The sequence below is a fragment of the Nonomuraea sp. H19 genome (genome assembly GCF_052068215.1).
In the GTDB taxonomy this organism is placed as follows: Bacteria; Actinomycetota; Actinomycetes; order Streptosporangiales; family Streptosporangiaceae; genus Nonomuraea.
Genome location: NZ_JBQHCV010000019.1, coordinates 23,865 through 41,596, shown reverse-complemented (window position 1 = coordinate 41,596; position 17,732 = coordinate 23,865). Strand labels below are relative to the sequence as shown.

The following is a 17,732-nucleotide window of genomic DNA, read 5'->3' as shown; positions in this document are numbered from 1 at the left end:
GGTTAACCTGGCACCTGCCTTGCCTACGATGCGGACATGCCGAGCCCGCGTTCCGGCCAAGCCGTGACGGCGGGCTCGATGCCGTACGAGGTGATCATTGTCCAGCAGCAGGCCCATCGCGCTCGACGCCATGGGCGGCGACCACGCACCGCACGAGATCGTGGCGGGAGCCGTGCACGCCGTTCGTGAGCGCGGCCTGCCCATCGTGCTCGTCGGCTCCCCCCGCGTGCTCTACGAGGCGCTCGCCGACCATGACGCCACCAAGGAGATCCCGATCGTACGGGCCGAGGAGGCGCTGTCGATGGACGAGGGCGCGCTGGCCAGCCTGCGCCGCCCGCGTTCCAGCATCGCGGTCGCCTGCCACCTCGTACGCCGCGGCGACGCGAGCGCGATCGTGTCCGCGGGCTCCACGGCAGGCATCGTGGCCACCGGCAGGCTCCGCCTCAAGGCGCAACAAGGCGTGCTCAGACCGGCGATAGCGGTCGCCCTCCCCACACAGCCCAAGCCGACCCTGCTCCTGGACGCGGGCGCGAACGCCGACGCCAAGCCGGAGATGCTGGTGCAGTTCGCCCATCTGGGTACGGCCTACGCCCAGCAGGCCTACGACGTCGCGGACCCGAGAGTCGGCCTGCTCACGATCGGCAGCGAGGCCGAGAAGGGCAACAAGCTCGTCAAACGCGCCTACGAGCTGTTGCAGGGCTCCCCCGGCATCCAGTTCACCGGCAACGTCGAGGGCCACGACCTGCTGACCGGCAAGGTGGACGTGATCGTCACCGACGGGTTCACCGGCAACGTGGCGCTGAAGACCATGGAAGGCACGGTGCGCTACGCGCTCGCCGAGCTCAGGCGGACCATCGACGACAGCAGGATGGCCCGGCTGGGCGCCGTCCTGCAGCGCTCGCGCATCCGGGAGCTGCGCCGCCGGCTCGACGCGGAGGCGTACGGCGGGGCCGTGCTGCTCGGCCTGAACGGCACCGTCGTCATCGCCCACGGCGCCTCCAGGGCGCCGGCGATCAGCGCGGCCTGCAAGCTCGCGGCCGATCTGTCCGCGGGAGGGATCGTGTCCGGAATCGGGGACAGAATGGCGGCCACACAACGCTCCCACAGACTGTGGTGAGCCCTTAGTCTGTGACACCGATCCACAGAAACGGGGGCTTATGTGGACGGGCTCACCTTGGCTGAGGTGGCAAGGGCGAAGACCAACGACGTTCCGCGCCGGTCGAGCAGGTCGCTGAGCGCGATCATCAGGGCGAACGTCCTCACGCTGTTCAACTTCGTCATCGGCGTGCTCTGGGCGCTGATCCTGATCTTCGGCGAGTGGCAGGACAGCCTGTTCGGGCTGGTGATCGTGGCCAACGCGTTGATCGGCATCGTTCAGGAGGTGCGCGCCAAACGTACGCTCGACAAGCTCGCGGTGATCAACGAGGCGCCCGTCAGGGTCCGGCGCGACGGCAGAGAGCAGGAGATCCCGCCTCGCCAGGTGGTGCTGGGCGATCTGATCCTGCTCGGCTCCGGTGACCGCCTGCTGGTCGACGGCGAGGTGGTCCAGTCCGACGGGCTGGAGGTGGACGAGTCCCTGCTGACCGGCGAGGCGGACCCCGTGCACAAGCGGGTGGGCGACCAGGTCCTGTCGGGCAGCTTCGCGGTGGCGGGCGCGGGCGCGTTCGTGGCCACGAAGGTCGGCACCGACGCGTACGCGGTCAAACTGGCGGAAGAGGCCAGCAAGTTCCACCTCGCGCATTCCGAGCTCCGCGCCGGCGTGGCGAACTTCATCAAATACATCACCTGGCTCGTCATCCCGATCGGTGCCCTGCTGATCTACAGCCAGGTCAGCAACTCGGTCGACTTCGGCACCGCGATCACCGGCGCGGTCGCGGGCATCGTCACCATGATCCCCGAGGGCCTGGTGCTGATGACCTCGATCGCGTTCGCGGTCGGCGTCATCCGCCTGGGCCGGCGCAAGTGCCTGGTCCAGGAGCTGCCCGCGATCGAAGGCCTGGCCAGGGTGGACGTGCTCTGCCTGGACAAGACAGGCACGCTCACCGCCGGCGGCATGGAACTCGACGAGGTGCTGCCGCTGCGCGACGACCGGCCCGTCGACGCGGCGCTGGCCGCGCTGGCCAACCTCGACGACCAGCCGAACGCCACCGCCCAGGCCATCCGGGCACGCTACCCCGCCGCCGGGGACGGCTGGGCCGCCCGCGAGACCGTGCCGTTCTCCTCGGCGCGCAAGTGGAGCGGGGCCGACTTCGGCGAGCACGGCACCTGGGTGCTGGGGGCGCCGGACGTACTGCTCGACGGCGGCGACGGCTACGACAGGGCCGCAGAGCTGGCCGCCACCGGCGCCCGCGTCCTGGCCCTCTGCCGCGCCGACACCCTCCCCGCGACGGCCAACGGCAGCACACCCGGCCGCCCGTCCACCACGGACCACGGCCACGCGGCCACCGACCCCGGCCACGCGGCCTTAGAGCCGGTCGCGCTGGTCACACTCAAGCAGCGCATCAGACCCGACGCCCAGGAGACCCTGCGCTACTTCGCCAAGCAGGGCGTGACGGTCAAGGTGATCTCCGGCGACAACCCCGAGGCGGTCTCCGCGATCGCCACCAGCCTGGGGATCCCCGACGGCCACCGCTCGATCGACGCCAGGATCCTCCCCGAAGACGACCAGGACAAGCTCGGCGAACTGCTGGACTCCCACGCCGTCTTCGGCCGCGTCAGTCCCCAGCAGAAGCGCCAGTTCGTCACCGCCCTGCAGGCCCGCGGACACACCGTGGCCATGACCGGCGACGGCGTCAACGACGTGCTCGCGCTCAAGGACGCCGACCTGGGCATCGCGATGGGCGCGGGCAGCCCGGCGACCAAGGCGGTCGCGCAGGTGGTGCTGCTGGACGACAAGTTCGCGACGCTGCCGCACGTCGTGGGCGAGGGCCGGCGGGTGCTGGCCAACATCGAGCGGGTCGCCAACCTGTTCCTCACCAAGACCTTCTACGCGATCGTGCTGTCGATGGTCGTGGGGGTGGCCGGGGTGATGTTCCCGTTCGCGCCGCGCCACTCGACCCTGGTGAACGCCCTGACCATCGGCATCCCGGCGTTGTTCCTCGCGCTCGCACCCACGCTGGAGCGATCCCGGCCGGGGTTCGTGCCCCGGGTGCTGCGTTTCGCCGTCCCCGCCGGGGTGCTGTGCGCGGTCGCGGTGCTGCTGTCGTTCTGGGCCGCGCACAGCAAGACCTCCACCCTCGTCCAGGACCAGACGGCGGCGGTGATCGCGCTGTTCCTCACCACGTGGTGGGTGCTCGTGCTGATCGCCAGACCGCTCAACTGGTGGCGGGTGGCCCTGGTCGGGTCCATGGCGGTGGCGTTCGGGATCGGGCTGACGCTGCCGTTCGTCAGGGCGTTCTTCGCGCTCGAACCGGGCGGCATCCGCAACGAGCTGATCGCCGTCGGCATCGCGGTCGCAGCGGCCGCGGCGATCAGCATCGCGGTGAAGGTCGCCGGTACGCTTAGAACATGACCGACCCGCAGATAGCGCTCACCTCGCGCGTCCAGCAGGCGCTGGCTAACGCGTTCGGCGCGGAGCACGCCGACGCAGACCCGCTGATCCGGCCCTCCCAGTTCGCCGACTTCCAGGCGAACGTCGCGATGAGCCTGGCCAAGCGGCTGCGACGGTCCCCGCGGGAGGTCGCCGAGGCGATCAAGACGGAGCTGTCGGACTTCCCCGGCACTGTGGAGGTCAGCGGCCCCGGCTTCCTCAACATCACCCTCGACGACTCGTGGATCGAGTCCGAGGCCCGGCGGATGCTGGCCGACCCGCGGCTCGGCGTCGGCACGATCGCGCCGTCGCAGACCGTGGTGATCGACTATTCCGCCCCCAACGCGGCCAAGGAGATGCACGTCGGTCACCTGCGCACGACGATCGTCGGCGACTCGCTGGTCCGGCTGCACGAGCACCTCGGCAACACCGTGATCAGGCAAAACCACCTGGGCGACTGGGGCACGCCGTTCGGCATGCTCATCGAGCACCTGCTGGACATCGGCGAGGAGACCGCGGTCGCGCAGCTCGAAGCCGGCATGGGCACGGAGTTCTACCAGGCGGCGCGGACCAAGTTCGACAACGACCCGGAGTTCAAGCAGCGCGCCCGCGCGCGGGTGACCACGCTCCAGGGCGGCGACCCCACCACGATACGGCTCTGGCACGTCTTCATGGACGCGACCATCCGCTACTTCAACAAGGTCTACCAGCTGCTCGGCGTCACGCTGACCGACGACGACATCGCCGGCGAGAGCATGTACAACGCGATGCTCGAAAAGGCCTGCGCCGACCTGGAGTCGTCGGGCTCCGCGGTGGTCAGCGAGGGCGCGCTGTGCGTGTTCCCGCCCGGCTTCACCGGCTCCGACGACAAGCCGCTGCCGCTCATCATCAGAAAGAGCGACGGCGGCTACGGCTACGCGACCACGGACATGGCGGCCATCCGCTACCGCGTCCACGACCTCAAGGCCGACCGCATCCTCTACGTCGTGGGCTCCGAACAGGCGCTGCACTTCCGGATGGTGTTCGCCGCGGCGCGGATGGCGGGCTGGCTGCCTGAGGCGGTCTCGGCGGAGCACATCCAGATCGGCATGATGCTGGGCAAGGACGGGCGCCGGTTCAAGACCCGCTCCGGCGAGTCCGTCAAGCTGATGGACCTGCTCCAGGAGGCCATCGACCGGGCCACGGCCGCGATCGCCGACCGGGGTTACGACGACGCGATGCAGCGGGAGATCGCGCACGCGGTCGGCATCGGCGCAGTGAAATATGCCGACTTGTCGGTCAGCCACGACAGCGAGTACGTCCTCGACTTCGACCGCATGCTCGCTTTCAACGGCAACACCGCCCCCTACCTGCAGTACGCCCAGGCGCGGATCCGCTCCATCTTCCGCAGGGGCGACGTGGACCCCGCCACGGCCACCGGGCCCATCGTGCTCACCGAGGCGGCCGAGCGCGCCCTGGCCCTCCAACTGCTCGGATTCGGCGCGGTGGTGGAGCAGACGACCGCGACGAGCGAGCCGCATCGGCTGTGCGCGTTCATCTACGCCACCGCCGCGGCCTTCACCGACTTCTTCGAGCAGTGCCCGGTGCTCAAAGAAGGCGTCGACCCGGACACCCGGGCCTCCCGCCTGGCCCTTTGCGCGCTGACACTGCGCGTGCTGGAGACCGGGCTCAACCTTCTGGGAGTCCCCGTCCCGGAGCGCATGTAAACAGGCAGTTGGCTCAAAGGTCCCGTTCCGTCGTGGGCGCGCCTCCACCGGGTTGGCGCGCCCCAGCGGCTAGGCTTTACGCGGTCATGAACTGAGGCCGAAATGGGGGAGTTTTCTGCCTTGAGCACGGACCTGACAGCGAGCCCCCAAGCAGCGACGGAGTTGCATCGCTACGCCGAGGCGCTGCTGGCGCACCTCGCCGCCAAGGGCGCCGCGCCTCCCGCCGCTCCGGGCTTCAGCGACATATCCGGCTACTGGCTGCCCCCGGCCGTCGAAGCCCTGGTCGCCATACTCGCCGGCGAGGACCCGCTCGAGCCGCTGAGCCGGGCGGCCGGCCGTGACCAGCAGCGGACCGCCCTCTTCCTGTGCCTGGCCCTGGCCGTCTCCGGTCAGGGCAGCCGCATTCACGCCTCCTGGCTGGGCACCGCCTTCGGCGAACTGTCGCTCGACCAGCCGGTCACCCACGGTCAGCGCTCGCTGTGGCTGGCCGCCGCCAGAGGCGCGTACGGCCCCGCCGGCAAGATCTTCGTCCTGCGCAAGCTCGACGCCCTGGCCGTGTCCGAGCACACCGACCCCGAGCAGTGGGTGCAAGCGCTCATACCGGGCGAACCGTCGGTCGTGGTGCCGCCGTCGCTGATCGACTTTCCTGAGATGGCGGAGATCCCCGAGCTCGCCAGACCAGCGATGGCGGCCGACCGGCTGGCCAGACTGCGCGAGCGGTGCGCGGAGATCACCTCGGCCCGGCAGTCGGAGCACCGCCCCGCCGCGCCGCTCGACAACAGCACGGCCAGCCCGGCTGCGACATGGGCCGAGGACGAGCCGCTCGCCGTGCTGCGCTCGCTGATCGGCCTGGGCGGCCCGGCCGGCCCGATGGCCTCGCTGGGCACGTACTTGCTCGATGACCTGCGCCCGGGCGCCGACCCGCACCTGGCGGCGATCGCCCTGCACGTGGCGGCGCCGATCCTGCGCGGAGTGGCCGAGGAGCTGGAGGCCGACAGTCGCCTGGAGCCGCCCGACACGCTCACCGTGCCGCTGCTCGGCCACCGCATCCACCTGCGGCCCGATGGTCCCGAGCCGTCATCGCTGGCCGCGGCCGAAACCGCCATCGTCACCGACGGTTTCGTGCCGCGCCCCCGCCCATGGGCCGCGATGGTGCTGATCGTGGCCGGTGTCGCGGCCCTCGTCGGCGCGGTGTTCGCCAGCAGCCTGCTCGCGGCGGCGGGTGTGGCCATGATCGGCCTGGCCGGCTGGCAGCTCTGGCAGCGCCGCAAGCTCGTCGAATCCGACGCCCAATACGTGGCGACCCAGGTCAGCGAGCTGAAGGAGCTGGCCGAGGGGGCGGTGTGGGCGCTGCACGCGTACGCCCGCGAAGCGGACGCACGCGCGGAACAGGCCGCCGACGACGCAGCCGAGCTGACCCGGCTGATCCGTCGCGGCCCGCGCGCTGCTTAGGTCGTTTCGATCTCTACATGAGCCGGTGCGAGCAGGAAGACACGGTCGGCGATGCGCTCGATCCGCCCTTCGCACCCAAAGGCCAGCCCGGCGGCGAAGTCAACCATCCTCGTCGCCTCGGGCATCGCCATGCCAGAGACATCCATGATCACCGTCTGGCCGTCACGGAAGTGCTGACCGATCAACGGTGCGTCGTTGTACTTGAGCGGCTGAACCATCACGATGCGTGAGGAGTCGACGTTCGCGCGCCATCGCTTGGCGGCCCGCTCGGTCGCGGGGACGTACTCGTCCTCGTACTGCTCGTCGTCGTCATAGCCCTCGTCGTAGTGATCGACCCCGCTCAGGCCAAGGTAGCTCACCACCTTGCGCACTGCCCCCATCGGCTTGTCCTTTCCTCAGGAACTCACCGTAATCGGCACGTCCCTACACATTGGACGGTAACCGACGATTACGCATTCGCCACGCGACACGCCCAGGCCTAATTCCATTTTGTACGGCTTGCAGCTCGCTTGCAGCTCGATATCCGCCCCCCGGATAGCATCGCCCCCATGCGCCTCTTCACCGTCGACGCCTTCACCGACACAGCTTTCCAGGGTAATCCCGCCGCTGTCTGCCTGCTGGACTCTCCGGTTACTGACAGTTGGATGCAGAGCGTAGCCGCCGAACTGAACCTCTCCGAGACTGCCTTCCTGCTCGGCGATTCGCTCCGCTGGTTCACCCCGTCGGTCGAGGTCACGCTCTGTGGTCATGCCACGCTCGCGACGGCTCACGTGCTCTATTCGACGGGCGCGGCGACGGGCCGGCTCGAATTCCAGACGGCCAGCGGCACGCTTACCGTGAATCGCTTGCCCGACGGCAGGATCACCATGGATTTCCCGGCCAAGCCGGTGCGCCCCATCCCCGTTCCCGACGGCCTGGAGAAAGCGCTCGGTGCCACTCCGGTGCGGGCCGGAAAAAGCCATCTCGACCTGCTTGTCGAGATGGAGTCGGCGGAAACAGTACGGTCCCTATCCCCCGATATCGCCGCACTGACGGCGCTGGACGCGAGAGGCGTCATCGTCACCGCACGCGGCACAAAGACGGATTTCGTCTCCCGTTTCTTCGCACCCAACGTCGGCGTGCCCGAGGACCCGGTAACGGGCTCGGCGCACTGCGCCCTGGCCCCGTACTGGGGGGAGCAGCTCGGCCGGACGGAGATGGTGGGGGCACAGCTCTCGACCAGGGGCGGTCTCGTCCAGGTAACGGTCGACGGCGACCGCGTCCACCTGGCGGGCCACGCCGTGACCGTACTCTCCGGCACCCTGCTGGACCCCGAGTTTTAATGAGGCAATTGCCCCCCGACGTCATGCTTTTCGCTCCCAAATTCGGACATTCTCCATACATTCCCTTACGCCGCCACTGTCACGACGGATCGTCAACACAGAGAGAACGATCAGTGAGCATTCGGTAAGGACGAACCGGCGAAACGCATATCTACCGGCTCGCCGCATATAACGGTTTCGTAGTGAACATCTCGCCGACATTCCGGGCGAACTGTTCGAACAGCCGAGGAACCGTTACGGGGGACCGAAATGGCGCACAAGATCACGAGACCTATTTTGCTCGCGGCAGTGCTCGGGAGTGGACTCGCATTGGGGACCATCGGGTCGGCGACGGCCGTGTACGCAGACCCGTACCCGCCGACCCCCACGCAGACCCAATTCCAGACGCAGGACCAGGACCAGGACCAGAAGCAAGCGGGGCAGCAGAAGCAGAGGAACGACTCAACCGTAGAGGCCGACGTCAAGCAGCGCCACCGCAGTCACGAACACAAGCACCACGTCAACGAGGTGGAGGTGGAGCAGCTGCCGGTGACCGGGGCACCCGTGGAGGCCCTGGCCGCAACGGGTGCGGGCCTGCTGCTCGCCGGCGCCGTTGGCACAGCGATGGTCGTTCGGCGTCGCCGAACCGTCGGTGCGGAGTAGGAACCGAGCTACCAGTGCGTAGTAGGAAGCGCCGCCTCATCGCCATAGGCCTGCTATGCCCGACGGCAGGCATCACGCTGGCCGCGGGTTGGTCGGCACACCTTGGTCTGAGCGTGCGGGATCACCTGCAAGCGACCGAGGACGCACTGGTGCGGCTGCGCGCGAGCGACCCGGCTGGAGCAGCCGGGTCGCTCGCTGACGCGCAACGACATGCTGAAGAAGCCCGCCGGATCACCAACGGTGAGGGCTGGTCGCTGATCGGTCGTATCCCTCCGGTGGAAGACGGCGCGACGACGGTCCGCGGGCTCGCCGCGGCCGCCGCTGATCTGACCGGCGTGCTGAGGGATGTCCACGGCGTCGTCGCGAAGCTGATCACGGTGAAGGGGCTTTCCATGGACAACGTGGAAACGCTCCCGGCCAGTCTGAAATCGGCGACGCCGGTGCTGCGCGACGCCGCCGGCCGCATCGAGCTGATCCGATCGCGCCTGGCGGCCACCCCGGCCGACACCGGTCTGGACGAGCTGGACCAGGCACGTGCCACGGCGCTGGACGAAATGGACAAACTGCGGGGCTGGCTGGCTGTGGCCAACGACCCCGCCGTGAACGAAACTGCCGCTCTGCTACCTGAGATGCTGGGCTATCACGGACCACGCCGCTACTTCCTGGCGTTCCAGACCAACGCCGAGGCACGGGGAACCGGGGGGTTGGTCGGCGCGTTCGGCATCCTGAAAGCCGACCGTGGCCATCTCAGCATCGAGCGGCTCTCGCCCAATAACGGTCTAGAGTCAGGTTCTGTTCAGGTCACCGACTATGGTCCCGCCTTCCGCGCGCGTTACGGTCGCACTGCGGTCTCCCTGCTGTCCAATTCCAATCTCTCCCCGCACTTCCCGTATGCCGCGAAGACGTGGGCGGCGCTGTGGGAACGTCAGACCGGCGAGCGACTGAACGGCGCGATCGCGACCGATCCAGTCGCTCTCTCCTACCTGCTGAAGGTGATCGGACCCGTCGCGCTGTCCAACGGTGAGAAGGTGACCGCAGAGAACGTGGTCGACCTCACTGAGCGGGAAGCATATGCACGGTACGCGGATGCCGTAGAGCGCAAGAAATTCCTCATTACGATCGCCAGCGCTGTGAGCAAGGCGATCACCAGCTCCCACCCGGACCCCCTTGCCCTGATATCCGCGCTTTCGCAGATGGTGGAGGAGCGGAGAATCCAGATCTGGAGCCGCAAGGTATCCGAACAGCGACGCTTGGCGGCGACCCCGCTCGGCGGCGTACTCCCCCAGAAGCCGGGTCCGTTCGCCGGGCTCATGGTCATCAATTCCGCCGGCACCAAGCTCGACTACTACCTGGAGCGCTCGCTCCACTATGAGCTGGGCCCGTGCCGGAGCGACGGGATGCGTGCCACCAAGGTGCGGATCAAGCTCACCAACAACGTGCCGCCGGTGAATCTGCCTACATATGTCGCCGCCCGGCTCGATCTCCCCGAGGATCAACGCGCTACCGCATCCAACGGGTCCAACCTGCTATGGGTGTCGTTCTATACCGGGGTCGGGGCGAAGATGGACGCCATGAGGATCGACGGCAAGCCGGCTCCCATCGTCGGGCAGATCGAACGATCCCACCCCGTCTACAACGCCGTGGTGGAGTTCGCCCCCAGGCAGTCAAGGACGCTGGAGTTCGACCTGCTGGAGCACTACTCGGCGAAGCCACCGGTGGTTCCCGTGCAACCGCTGGTGCGTCCCCAGCAAATTCGCATCACCGAGGACCGCACGGGCTGCCCGGCAGGATCGTCCGCCGCCCAGGACACGCGATAAGGGGGTGAAGATCAGCGTGCCGCGAACGGCCCCTTGCCGCCTGACTCATGGGCAGTTCATCGAGGACGGGATCGTCACCGGCGCACGCAGGCACGCGAAGCCGGGCCTGCGGATGACCGAGCGCGCGACTAGGGCTGCTCCGCCACGGCGGCGATCTCAACGGTCGCCGAATCGGTGACGCGACACCTGCGATGCCACTCGCCACCGTTGTAAGGCCATGGCCTTGCCGGTGAGTGGGCCCTTCGCGGTTGATCAGGATCGCCTGGAACAGGATCATCAGCAGGAATCGAGTTCCTTTCGCGGCCTACCTGGCCCTACCACCTTCATGAGTACGGCGAGCACGACGCCATCCGATCCGAAGTGCTTGGCCGCTCTTGCGGCGGGCACCATGATTCGGATGGCCGGGCGCGGCCGACCCTCCGGGAGCGTGTCCAGCACGGCGCGAATTTGTTTCAATTCGTGCTTGAGTCAAGGGCTTCCTGGTCCCCGACTGGCCAGCTCGGTGGTCCCAAACGACGGCCAGCGACATGCCGACCGCCACGTGGGCCTTCACCATCGTCGAGTTCGGCAGCTTGACCTGAGCAGTGCCGGCGGCGACCATCAACGGCCACGATGATGCCGCACGGCGCGCCCACGCTCTTGTCGAGGAGGCGCGAGCTGTGCGGGTGGAGTAGAAGATCGCCGAATCGCTCGCCGCCCCGCTCCAGTTGCTCACGCGGACACCGGCACCGCGGCTTCACTCTTGGCCTCGAGCTCTGTCTCATAGCCGTCGCCACGGCGACTGGCCTTGGCCGGCACAGCGTTCAGGACAGTCCCTACCATGTGGGCGTTAACCGATGACAGCAGCTCCTTGGCGCGGATGACATGCTCCTGCCGGGTCTTGCCGTACCGTACGACGAGCAGCGCGCCATCGCAGGCGGCCGCAAGCGTTGCCGCGTCGGTGACGCTCAGCAGCGGTGGCGCGTCGATGATCACCATGTCGTAGCTCTTCATGAGTTCCTCGAGCACCTCCCCCATGCCAGGCGAACCGAGGAGTTCGCTAGGATTAGGCGGGATCCGGCCACTCGGCAGTATGTGCAGATCCAGCTCCCCCCATCGTTGGACCGCGTCACCCAGCTGCGCCTTGCCAATGAGCACATCCGTCAGACCCACTGCGCTTTCGATGCCGAAGTAATCCGGAATGCACGGGTGGCGAAGGTTGCCATCGATCAAAATCACCCGTCGTCCCGCCTGCGCGAGGGCGATCGCGAGATTGGATGAGGTCGAGGACGTCCCCTCACGCGGGAGACAACTGGTCATCACAAGCGACTTGGGTTGCCGGTCGATACCGATGAACTGCAGATTTGTGCGTAGCGAGCGATACGCCTCAGACCTCAACGAACTCCCCCCGTCGCGGACGATCAGAGGGCGACGCTGTGCCTCCTTCTCGTAACCGATGATTCCAAGCGTGTAGCTCTGAGACAACCGCTGAAGCATCTCGGAGGTCTTGATAGCGGTGTCCAAGCGATCACGGAGGAGAATTGTTCCAAGGCCGACGAAAAGTGCGATCAGCGCTCCGAACGCGACATTCACCAGCGGCCGGGGACTGATCGGTCCATTTGGCACCGCCGACTGATCGACCACCAGCACATTAACGCTGGAAGGGCCGTGGGGCGTCGGTCGCTCCATTTCTTCTACCATTTCGGCGAACCTGGCACCAAGGGAATCGGCGAGGTGCTTGGCCCGGGCCGGGTCGCCATCGGTGACTGTCGCCTGTATGAGCATGGTATCCGGAATGGCTTGCGCTGTGATTTTCTGCTGAAGGGCTCCGATCTCGGCCTCGCTGTCTACGACCTGGCCGATCACGTGTCGACTGGACAGCAGGTTGGCATAGGACTTCACCTGCTGCAGCGAGATCGGCTGGTACACATCGAAAGTATCGATCTTTTCACCCTTGAGCAGCATGGTGATCTTTGCACTCTTGGCCATCATGGTGATCGTCGCGGCGTACTTCGGCGGCGTGTTCGCGGTAACCAACACCGCTGATGTCACACCGATGACCAGCGAAACGAGGAGGAGCAACCAGTTACGACACAAAAGCCTCAGACAATACACCAGGTCCACTGGATCAACCCTGACTTTCACGGATTCCGGGCACAGGGCGCTCTATCGGCGCGTACACGCTTACACCCTGTAGCACATTGATGAGGAGGATGGCGGCTACAGCCGTGATCATCGCCGTGACCGGCGGGGATATCCGCTGCAGGGCCATCGCCAGGCAGCAGCCGCCGGCCAATGCCGCCGTCAGGCCGAGCACCACAGCGACCGCGCGAGTCCCGAGGCCCATCCGGCGAAGCCTGTGGGAAACGTGATCGGTGCCACCCGCCAAAGGAGAGCGTCCAACCCGTAGCCGCGAGTAGAACACGACGCCCGTGTCGACAGCCGCCACAAAGGTCGGCAGGAGCAGCCCAGCGATCATTGCATCCGGGTCTTGCCCTGACACCAGGAGAACGGTGGAGCAGGAGAGCACGAATCCGACGAACAGGGATCCGGAGTCGCCCATGAATATCTTTGCTGGCGCCCAGTTGTGCGGCAGGAAGCCGAAGCTGGCGCAGGCGAGCGCGATCAGCAAGAGCGTCAGCGACGGCTCACCCGACACGAAGGCCGTTCCCGCGAGGAAGGCCGCAGTGACCGTGGTGACCGTTCCGAGCGCACCGTCCATGTTGTCCAGCAGGTTGAAGGAGTTGGCCATCACGACGATCCACAGGACCGTGAGACAACCGTCCAGCCATCCGCCGATCAGCGTGATGTGGACGCCAGAGGAGACGACTCCGCTGGCCGCAACGGTCCCCACGGTCAACTTGGTGAATGGCTGCAACGGCCTGACGTCGTCGATTAGGCCGACCAAGGCCATCGTCGTAGCGGCCAGCAGCACGGCGGTGATCCGCTGATCGGCAAAGCCGAGTGCCGTGACCGCGGGGACGAGCGTGCCCAGCTTGATCGCAATGCCACCGAGATAGGGGGTCGGGCGAGCGTGCGCTTTGTTCGCACTGGGGCGATCGGTCAGGCCCCAGCGCAACGCCCAGCGCTTCAGCGGCACGACGGCTATAAGACTGATCAGAAACGCGACTGCACCAGTGACGTAGGCGGTCGTGGCGTTCATCGGACGGACGCCACGAGGTCTCCGCGGGCCTCCCTGACGACCTCGGTGAGGATCTCGTCCAGAGTATGCCGTGGAACCCAGCCGGTGAGCTCATGAAGCTTGGTGGTGTCGGGCACCCTGCGCGTCATGTCCTCGAAGCCCTGTACATACGCCTCGTGATACGGGATGAGTTCGAGCCCGGATGTGGATCCGGTGTGCCGGATGATCAGCTTTGCCAGCTCCAGGATGCTCACCTCCTCCTCCGAGCCGATGTTGAAGGTCTCGCCTACCGCCGCCTCGAGATCCAGGAGCATGAGCAACGCGTCGACAACATCCGTGACGTGCGCGAAGCAACGGGTCTGGCTCCCATCACCGAAGATCGTGAGGGGAGCGCCGCTGATCGCCTGCCGTACGAGGCGCGGGATGACCATGCCGTAAGCCGGGCTCTGCCGCGGCCCCACGGTGTTGAACAGCCTCACCACGATCGTCGGAAGGCCCCGCTCCCGGTAATAGGCATTGGCCAGGATCTCGTCAACGGCCTTCGCCGTGCTGTAGGCCCACCTAACGACGGACGGGTTGCCGAGGATGCGGTCCGCGTCCTCCCGCAGCGGCCCTGAGGAGTTCTTGCCGTAGATCTCGCTGGTGCTGGTGATCAGGATCTTTTTCCGGTAGCGATGCGCGGCCTCCATGACGATCTCCGAGCCGCGGATGTTGGTCGTCAAGCACCGCAGCGGCTGCTCGACGATCAGCTTGACGCCGACCGCCGCCGCGAGATGGACCACAACGTCGCACTGGCGAGTCAGTTCGTCGACCATGAGCTCGTCCAGAACGGACCCATGCACAAAGCGAAGGTTGGTATGCGGCCGGAGGTTCTCCAGCCGCCCGGTCGACAGGTTGTCCAGCACCACGACTGAGTCACCGCGGGCGAGCAACGCATCGGCCAGATGCGACCCGACGAATCCACTGCCGCCTGTTATCAGGTAGGTGCTCTTTGATGCTTTGCTCACAGGATTCCCCTTGTCACATATGTGGAGAGGTCTTACTTCCGGGGGGAAGCGGCGAGCAGGCATGGGCACCGGGGCTAGGGAGCGCGGCGTTCTCGAACCAGGCCACCGTCATACGGATTCCTTCGTCAAGTCCGACTGGACGCACTGACGGGAACAGCCGGCCCAACAGATGGGGCGAGGCCTGTGATTCCCGGATGTCGCCGATCCGGGGAGGCAGGAAGGTCGCTTCGACCGGCCGACCGAGAACCTCGCTCAGGACGTCCTTGAGGTGCCGCAGGGTCACGCGGGTGCCGAATGCGAGGTTCACCGGCTTGGCGTTCGTGACCCTGCGGATGATCGCCTCCACGAGTACCTCCGCCACCGACCCCACATAGGTGAAGTCGCGCGCCTGGTACCCATCGCCGTAGATGGGCACCGGACAGCCGCGCAGGGCCATCGACGCGAACGTAGGAACGACGGCCGCGTAGGCATGATCGGCCGGCTGCAGCGGACCGTACACGTTGAAGAACCTGAAGGCCAGGACAGGCAGGCCGAAGCTCTCCGCGTACGCCAGCGCATAGGCCTCGGTCGCCAGCTTGCTGGCGCCATAGGGGCTGAGCGGCCGGGGAGGAAGGTCCTCATGTTTGTGCGGTTCCTGGGAGTCTCCGTAGACGGAGGACGACGACGCGAGGACCAGGTGAGGTTTGGCCCGACGGCATGCCTCGAGAACTTTGACGGTGCCTGTGGCGTTCACGGTGTGCGAGGCCATGGGATCTGCCAGCGATCGAGGCACCGAGGGCCGGGCGGCCAGATGGACGACCGCACCTGTGTCGGCGACGAGATCGGTCAGTAGATCATCCTCCAGGATGCTGCCCTTCACGAAATCCACCTCGACGCCGTCGAGGTTGACGAGATTTCCACTGCTCAGGTCGTCCAGGACGGTGATCTTCTCGACTTCCTGCCGCACCGCAAGCGCGCGGCACAGGTTCGCGCCGATAAAGCCTGCGCCGCCGGTTACCAGCACTTTCATCTGCTCACTCCCTCGTGCTCAGGCCGCGACGAGTCGGTCCCGCGCTCCTGGACCAGCGATCGATAAAGGGCTTCGGTATCCGCGACGAGGCGTTCCACTGAGAAGGAGGTATTCGTCCAGTCACGGGCAGCCTCACCCATCCGACGGGCAAGCGAGGGGTCGGAGAGCAGCCTCACTGTCTTTTCGGCCAACTGGTCCGCGTCAGTCGAGGCCAACAGGCCGGTCTGGCCGTCTTTAACGATCTCCGCGACACTTCCCACCCGCGTGGAGACGGTGGGTGTGCCGGCCATTCCCGCCTCGATAAGGGTGAGCGGCGTGCCCTCGTTGTCGGATGTCAGCAGCACCACGTCGGCGGCGGAGTAGACCGTTTCCACATCCTTTCTCCAACCGAGCAGATGGAAGGACCGCCGCACGGATTGGATGCTGCGTTCAAGCTGCTCCTGGAGTTCGCCTCCACCACAGATCACGAAATGACAGTCAGGCACCCGCCGGAGCACAGCTCTGGCTGCCGCGACGAATCGGTCGGGCCGCTTGATCTGGGTCAGTCGCCCCACATAGGCAACGACCGGGGCGCCTGGTGGCAGGCCTAGAGCGCGACGAGCCGTCGTGCGATCGGGGACGGGACCGAGCTGAACGCCCGGCCTGATCACCACGTACTGCTCGGGACGGCCGATCCCTGCCGCGAGTAGATCATCGCGAACCCGCGATCCGACGGTCACCAGCCGATCGGACCTGGAAGCGAGGAACCGTTCTGAGCGCACGTAGAGAAAGCGCTTCACTGGTGAGAAATAGCCGTGGAGAAGATGCCCGTGAAACACATGCACCCGGGCAGCGCCGACACCGGACAGGAGCGACGCCAGCCGCCCTAGAGCGCCGGCCTTGGCCGTCCGCGTGTGAACAACGTGTGGCCGGAAGTCACGCATGGCGGCCATCAACCCACGGAGAGCGCGATAGTCGTCCAAGGGCTTGACCGCGCGGCCCAGACCCACCACTCGGCGAACCCGCACCGCCGAAGCCTTCAGATCGAGGTGATCCCCCTCTTCGGCGTCCACATGCCCCGTGTAGAGCCGATGGTCGAACTCGGCCTGGTTCAGACGCTCACACAGTCCCGTCACCTGTGTGGCGGGGCCACCCACGTTCAACCGAGCAATGACCTCCATGACACGGATCCGGCCGTCCGGTTTCATGCGGGCTCCTCACCAACTGTCCTGGCCGACGTTGGAGAAGCTAACCCGGCGTTCGCGGCACTCCACTCATCACGTCGCTATGGCGGCGAAATGTTTCCTCATTCCCTACCTGTACATGGCCAGAGATCGTCTCCATCTCTGCTGCTCGAGAACACCGCAAATGGGCCGCCTGCCTGAAGGGCGGACTTGCAGATGAGGTCTGTGCGCCGCTGGCCAAGATCGGTAGAGGCCCAAGCGTTGCGCCGATATCTTCGAGTCCCGGAGACCGGACCGGCTCGACGGGCTGAGCCCGCCCCAGCCATATGGCTGCACGCTGGGCTCGCTGCTGCGCGTCGCCGCAACCCTCACTGCGAGATCGAACTGCCAGGGGGATTGCCGTCTCAAGGCGGCCCTCCTTGAAGGATGAACGGATGCGGCCAGATGTGACACCCCAGGGCTTCCAACGCTCTGATGCCGGACAAAATCTCCATCCGTGATTACGCTTCGTCGATACGGCCCAACAGCCGATGATGACTCATGGCGTCGTACGCAAACCGGCACAGTATTGATGCTATCGCTACACGATTCTTTTAACGTTATTCTTCATCACGAAGCGGCACACTTTGGACAAGATAGCAACAGATCTTCGTCACGTGACCAGTAGCAGATCAACCAGCGCAGTGCATTTCCCGGCGGCACTCCTAGTGATACCTATCGGCCAGCTGGGGGCGGCCTTGACGGGGAGTCCGCGTCCCGCGCTCTGGGCTGCAGTTTCGGTCACGCTCTTCGTGGCGGCGCAGGTTGCCGTAGGAACCCGCGTGCTCCGACCGCCCCATTACTGGGTCGGCTTGCTGGCCTGCCTACTCGTCTTCAGCTACGCGTTTCCCTCCGTGACACCGCTCATGCCGGCTTCCCGGCTGCCCGCTCTCGCGGAAATTCTTGCGGGGCTGGGTCTGCTCGC

General features: G+C 66.5%; 13 protein-coding genes. 7 read left to right on the top strand and 6 right to left on the bottom strand.

Going from position 1 to position 17,732, the window contains the following annotated elements; translation table 11 throughout:
• Positions 1-97: 97 nt before the first annotated feature.
• The 4 genes from plsX (at position 98) to ACTMTI_RS35320 (ending at position 6,687) form a co-directional block, all read left to right on the top strand.
• Complete coding sequence (gene plsX / locus ACTMTI_RS35335; RefSeq protein ID WP_441125026.1) at positions 98-1,117, top strand: phosphate acyltransferase PlsX; 1,020 nt, start codon at positions 98-100, stop codon at positions 1,115-1,117.
• Between the two features lie 66 nt (positions 1,118-1,183).
• On the top strand, positions 1,184-3,511 hold the full coding sequence (locus ACTMTI_RS35330) for an HAD-IC family P-type ATPase (protein WP_441125025.1): 2,328 nt from the start codon (positions 1,184-1,186) through the stop codon (positions 3,509-3,511).
• Positions 3,508-5,235: an arginine--tRNA ligase gene (gene argS, locus ACTMTI_RS35325; protein WP_441125024.1), complete on the top strand. Its 1,728-nt coding sequence runs from the start codon at positions 3,508-3,510 to the stop codon at positions 5,233-5,235. The genes ACTMTI_RS35330 and argS overlap by 4 nt, the downstream gene beginning before the upstream one ends.
• 120 nt (positions 5,236-5,355) lie before the next feature.
• Complete coding sequence (locus ACTMTI_RS35320) at positions 5,356-6,687, top strand: hypothetical protein (protein WP_441125023.1); 1,332 nt, start codon at positions 5,356-5,358, stop codon at positions 6,685-6,687.
• Here ACTMTI_RS35320 and ACTMTI_RS35315 read toward each other — a convergent pair.
• Positions 6,684-7,067, bottom strand: coding sequence for a cell division protein SepF (locus ACTMTI_RS35315; RefSeq protein WP_441125022.1), 384 nt, complete (start codon positions 7,065-7,067; stop codon positions 6,684-6,686). The two genes, ACTMTI_RS35320 and ACTMTI_RS35315, sit on opposite strands and share 4 nt — an antisense overlap.
• Positions 7,068-7,235: 168 nt before the next feature.
• Between ACTMTI_RS35315 and ACTMTI_RS35310 the strand changes: the two genes are divergently transcribed.
• From ACTMTI_RS35310 to ACTMTI_RS35300, 3 genes are all read left to right on the top strand, one after another.
• Entirely contained in the window at positions 7,236-8,009 is a 774-nt protein-coding gene (locus ACTMTI_RS35310; RefSeq protein WP_441125021.1) for a PhzF family phenazine biosynthesis protein, read from the top strand.
• Positions 8,010-8,258: 249 nt separating this feature from the next.
• Positions 8,259-8,651, top strand: a complete 393-nt coding sequence (locus tag ACTMTI_RS35305; protein WP_441125020.1) for a hypothetical protein — start codon at positions 8,259-8,261, stop codon at positions 8,649-8,651.
• A gap of 113 nt (positions 8,652-8,764) precedes the next feature.
• Positions 8,765-10,468, top strand: a complete 1,704-nt coding sequence (locus ACTMTI_RS35300; RefSeq protein WP_441125019.1) for a DUF4012 domain-containing protein — start codon at positions 8,765-8,767, stop codon at positions 10,466-10,468.
• Between the two features lie 711 nt (positions 10,469-11,179).
• Here the strand turns inward: ACTMTI_RS35300 and ACTMTI_RS35295 are convergent.
• The 5 genes from ACTMTI_RS35295 to ACTMTI_RS35275 are packed head-to-tail and all read right to left on the bottom strand — an operon-like array spanning position 11,180 to position 16,792.
• Positions 11,180-12,571: a polysaccharide biosynthesis tyrosine autokinase gene (locus ACTMTI_RS35295; protein WP_441125018.1), complete on the bottom strand. Its 1,392-nt coding sequence runs from the start codon at positions 12,569-12,571 to the stop codon at positions 11,180-11,182.
• A gap of 4 nt (positions 12,572-12,575) precedes the next feature.
• Positions 12,576-13,610 carry a glycosyltransferase family 4 protein gene (locus tag ACTMTI_RS35290; protein WP_441125017.1) on the bottom strand — a complete coding sequence of 345 codons (1,035 nt, stop codon included), beginning with the start codon at positions 13,608-13,610 and terminating at the stop codon, positions 12,576-12,578.
• Positions 13,607-14,596, bottom strand: a complete 990-nt coding sequence (locus tag ACTMTI_RS35285) for an NAD-dependent epimerase/dehydratase family protein (protein ID WP_441125016.1) — start codon at positions 14,594-14,596, stop codon at positions 13,607-13,609. The genes ACTMTI_RS35290 and ACTMTI_RS35285 overlap by 4 nt, the downstream gene beginning before the upstream one ends.
• A gap of 13 nt (positions 14,597-14,609) precedes the next feature.
• Positions 14,610-15,605 carry an NAD-dependent epimerase/dehydratase family protein gene (locus ACTMTI_RS35280; protein WP_441125015.1) on the bottom strand — a complete coding sequence of 332 codons (996 nt, stop codon included), beginning with the start codon at positions 15,603-15,605 and terminating at the stop codon, positions 14,610-14,612.
• Positions 15,602-16,792, bottom strand: a complete 1,191-nt coding sequence (locus ACTMTI_RS35275) for a glycosyltransferase (RefSeq protein WP_441125014.1) — start codon at positions 16,790-16,792, stop codon at positions 15,602-15,604. The genes ACTMTI_RS35280 and ACTMTI_RS35275 overlap by 4 nt, the downstream gene beginning before the upstream one ends.
• Positions 16,793-17,732: the final 940 nt, after the last annotated feature.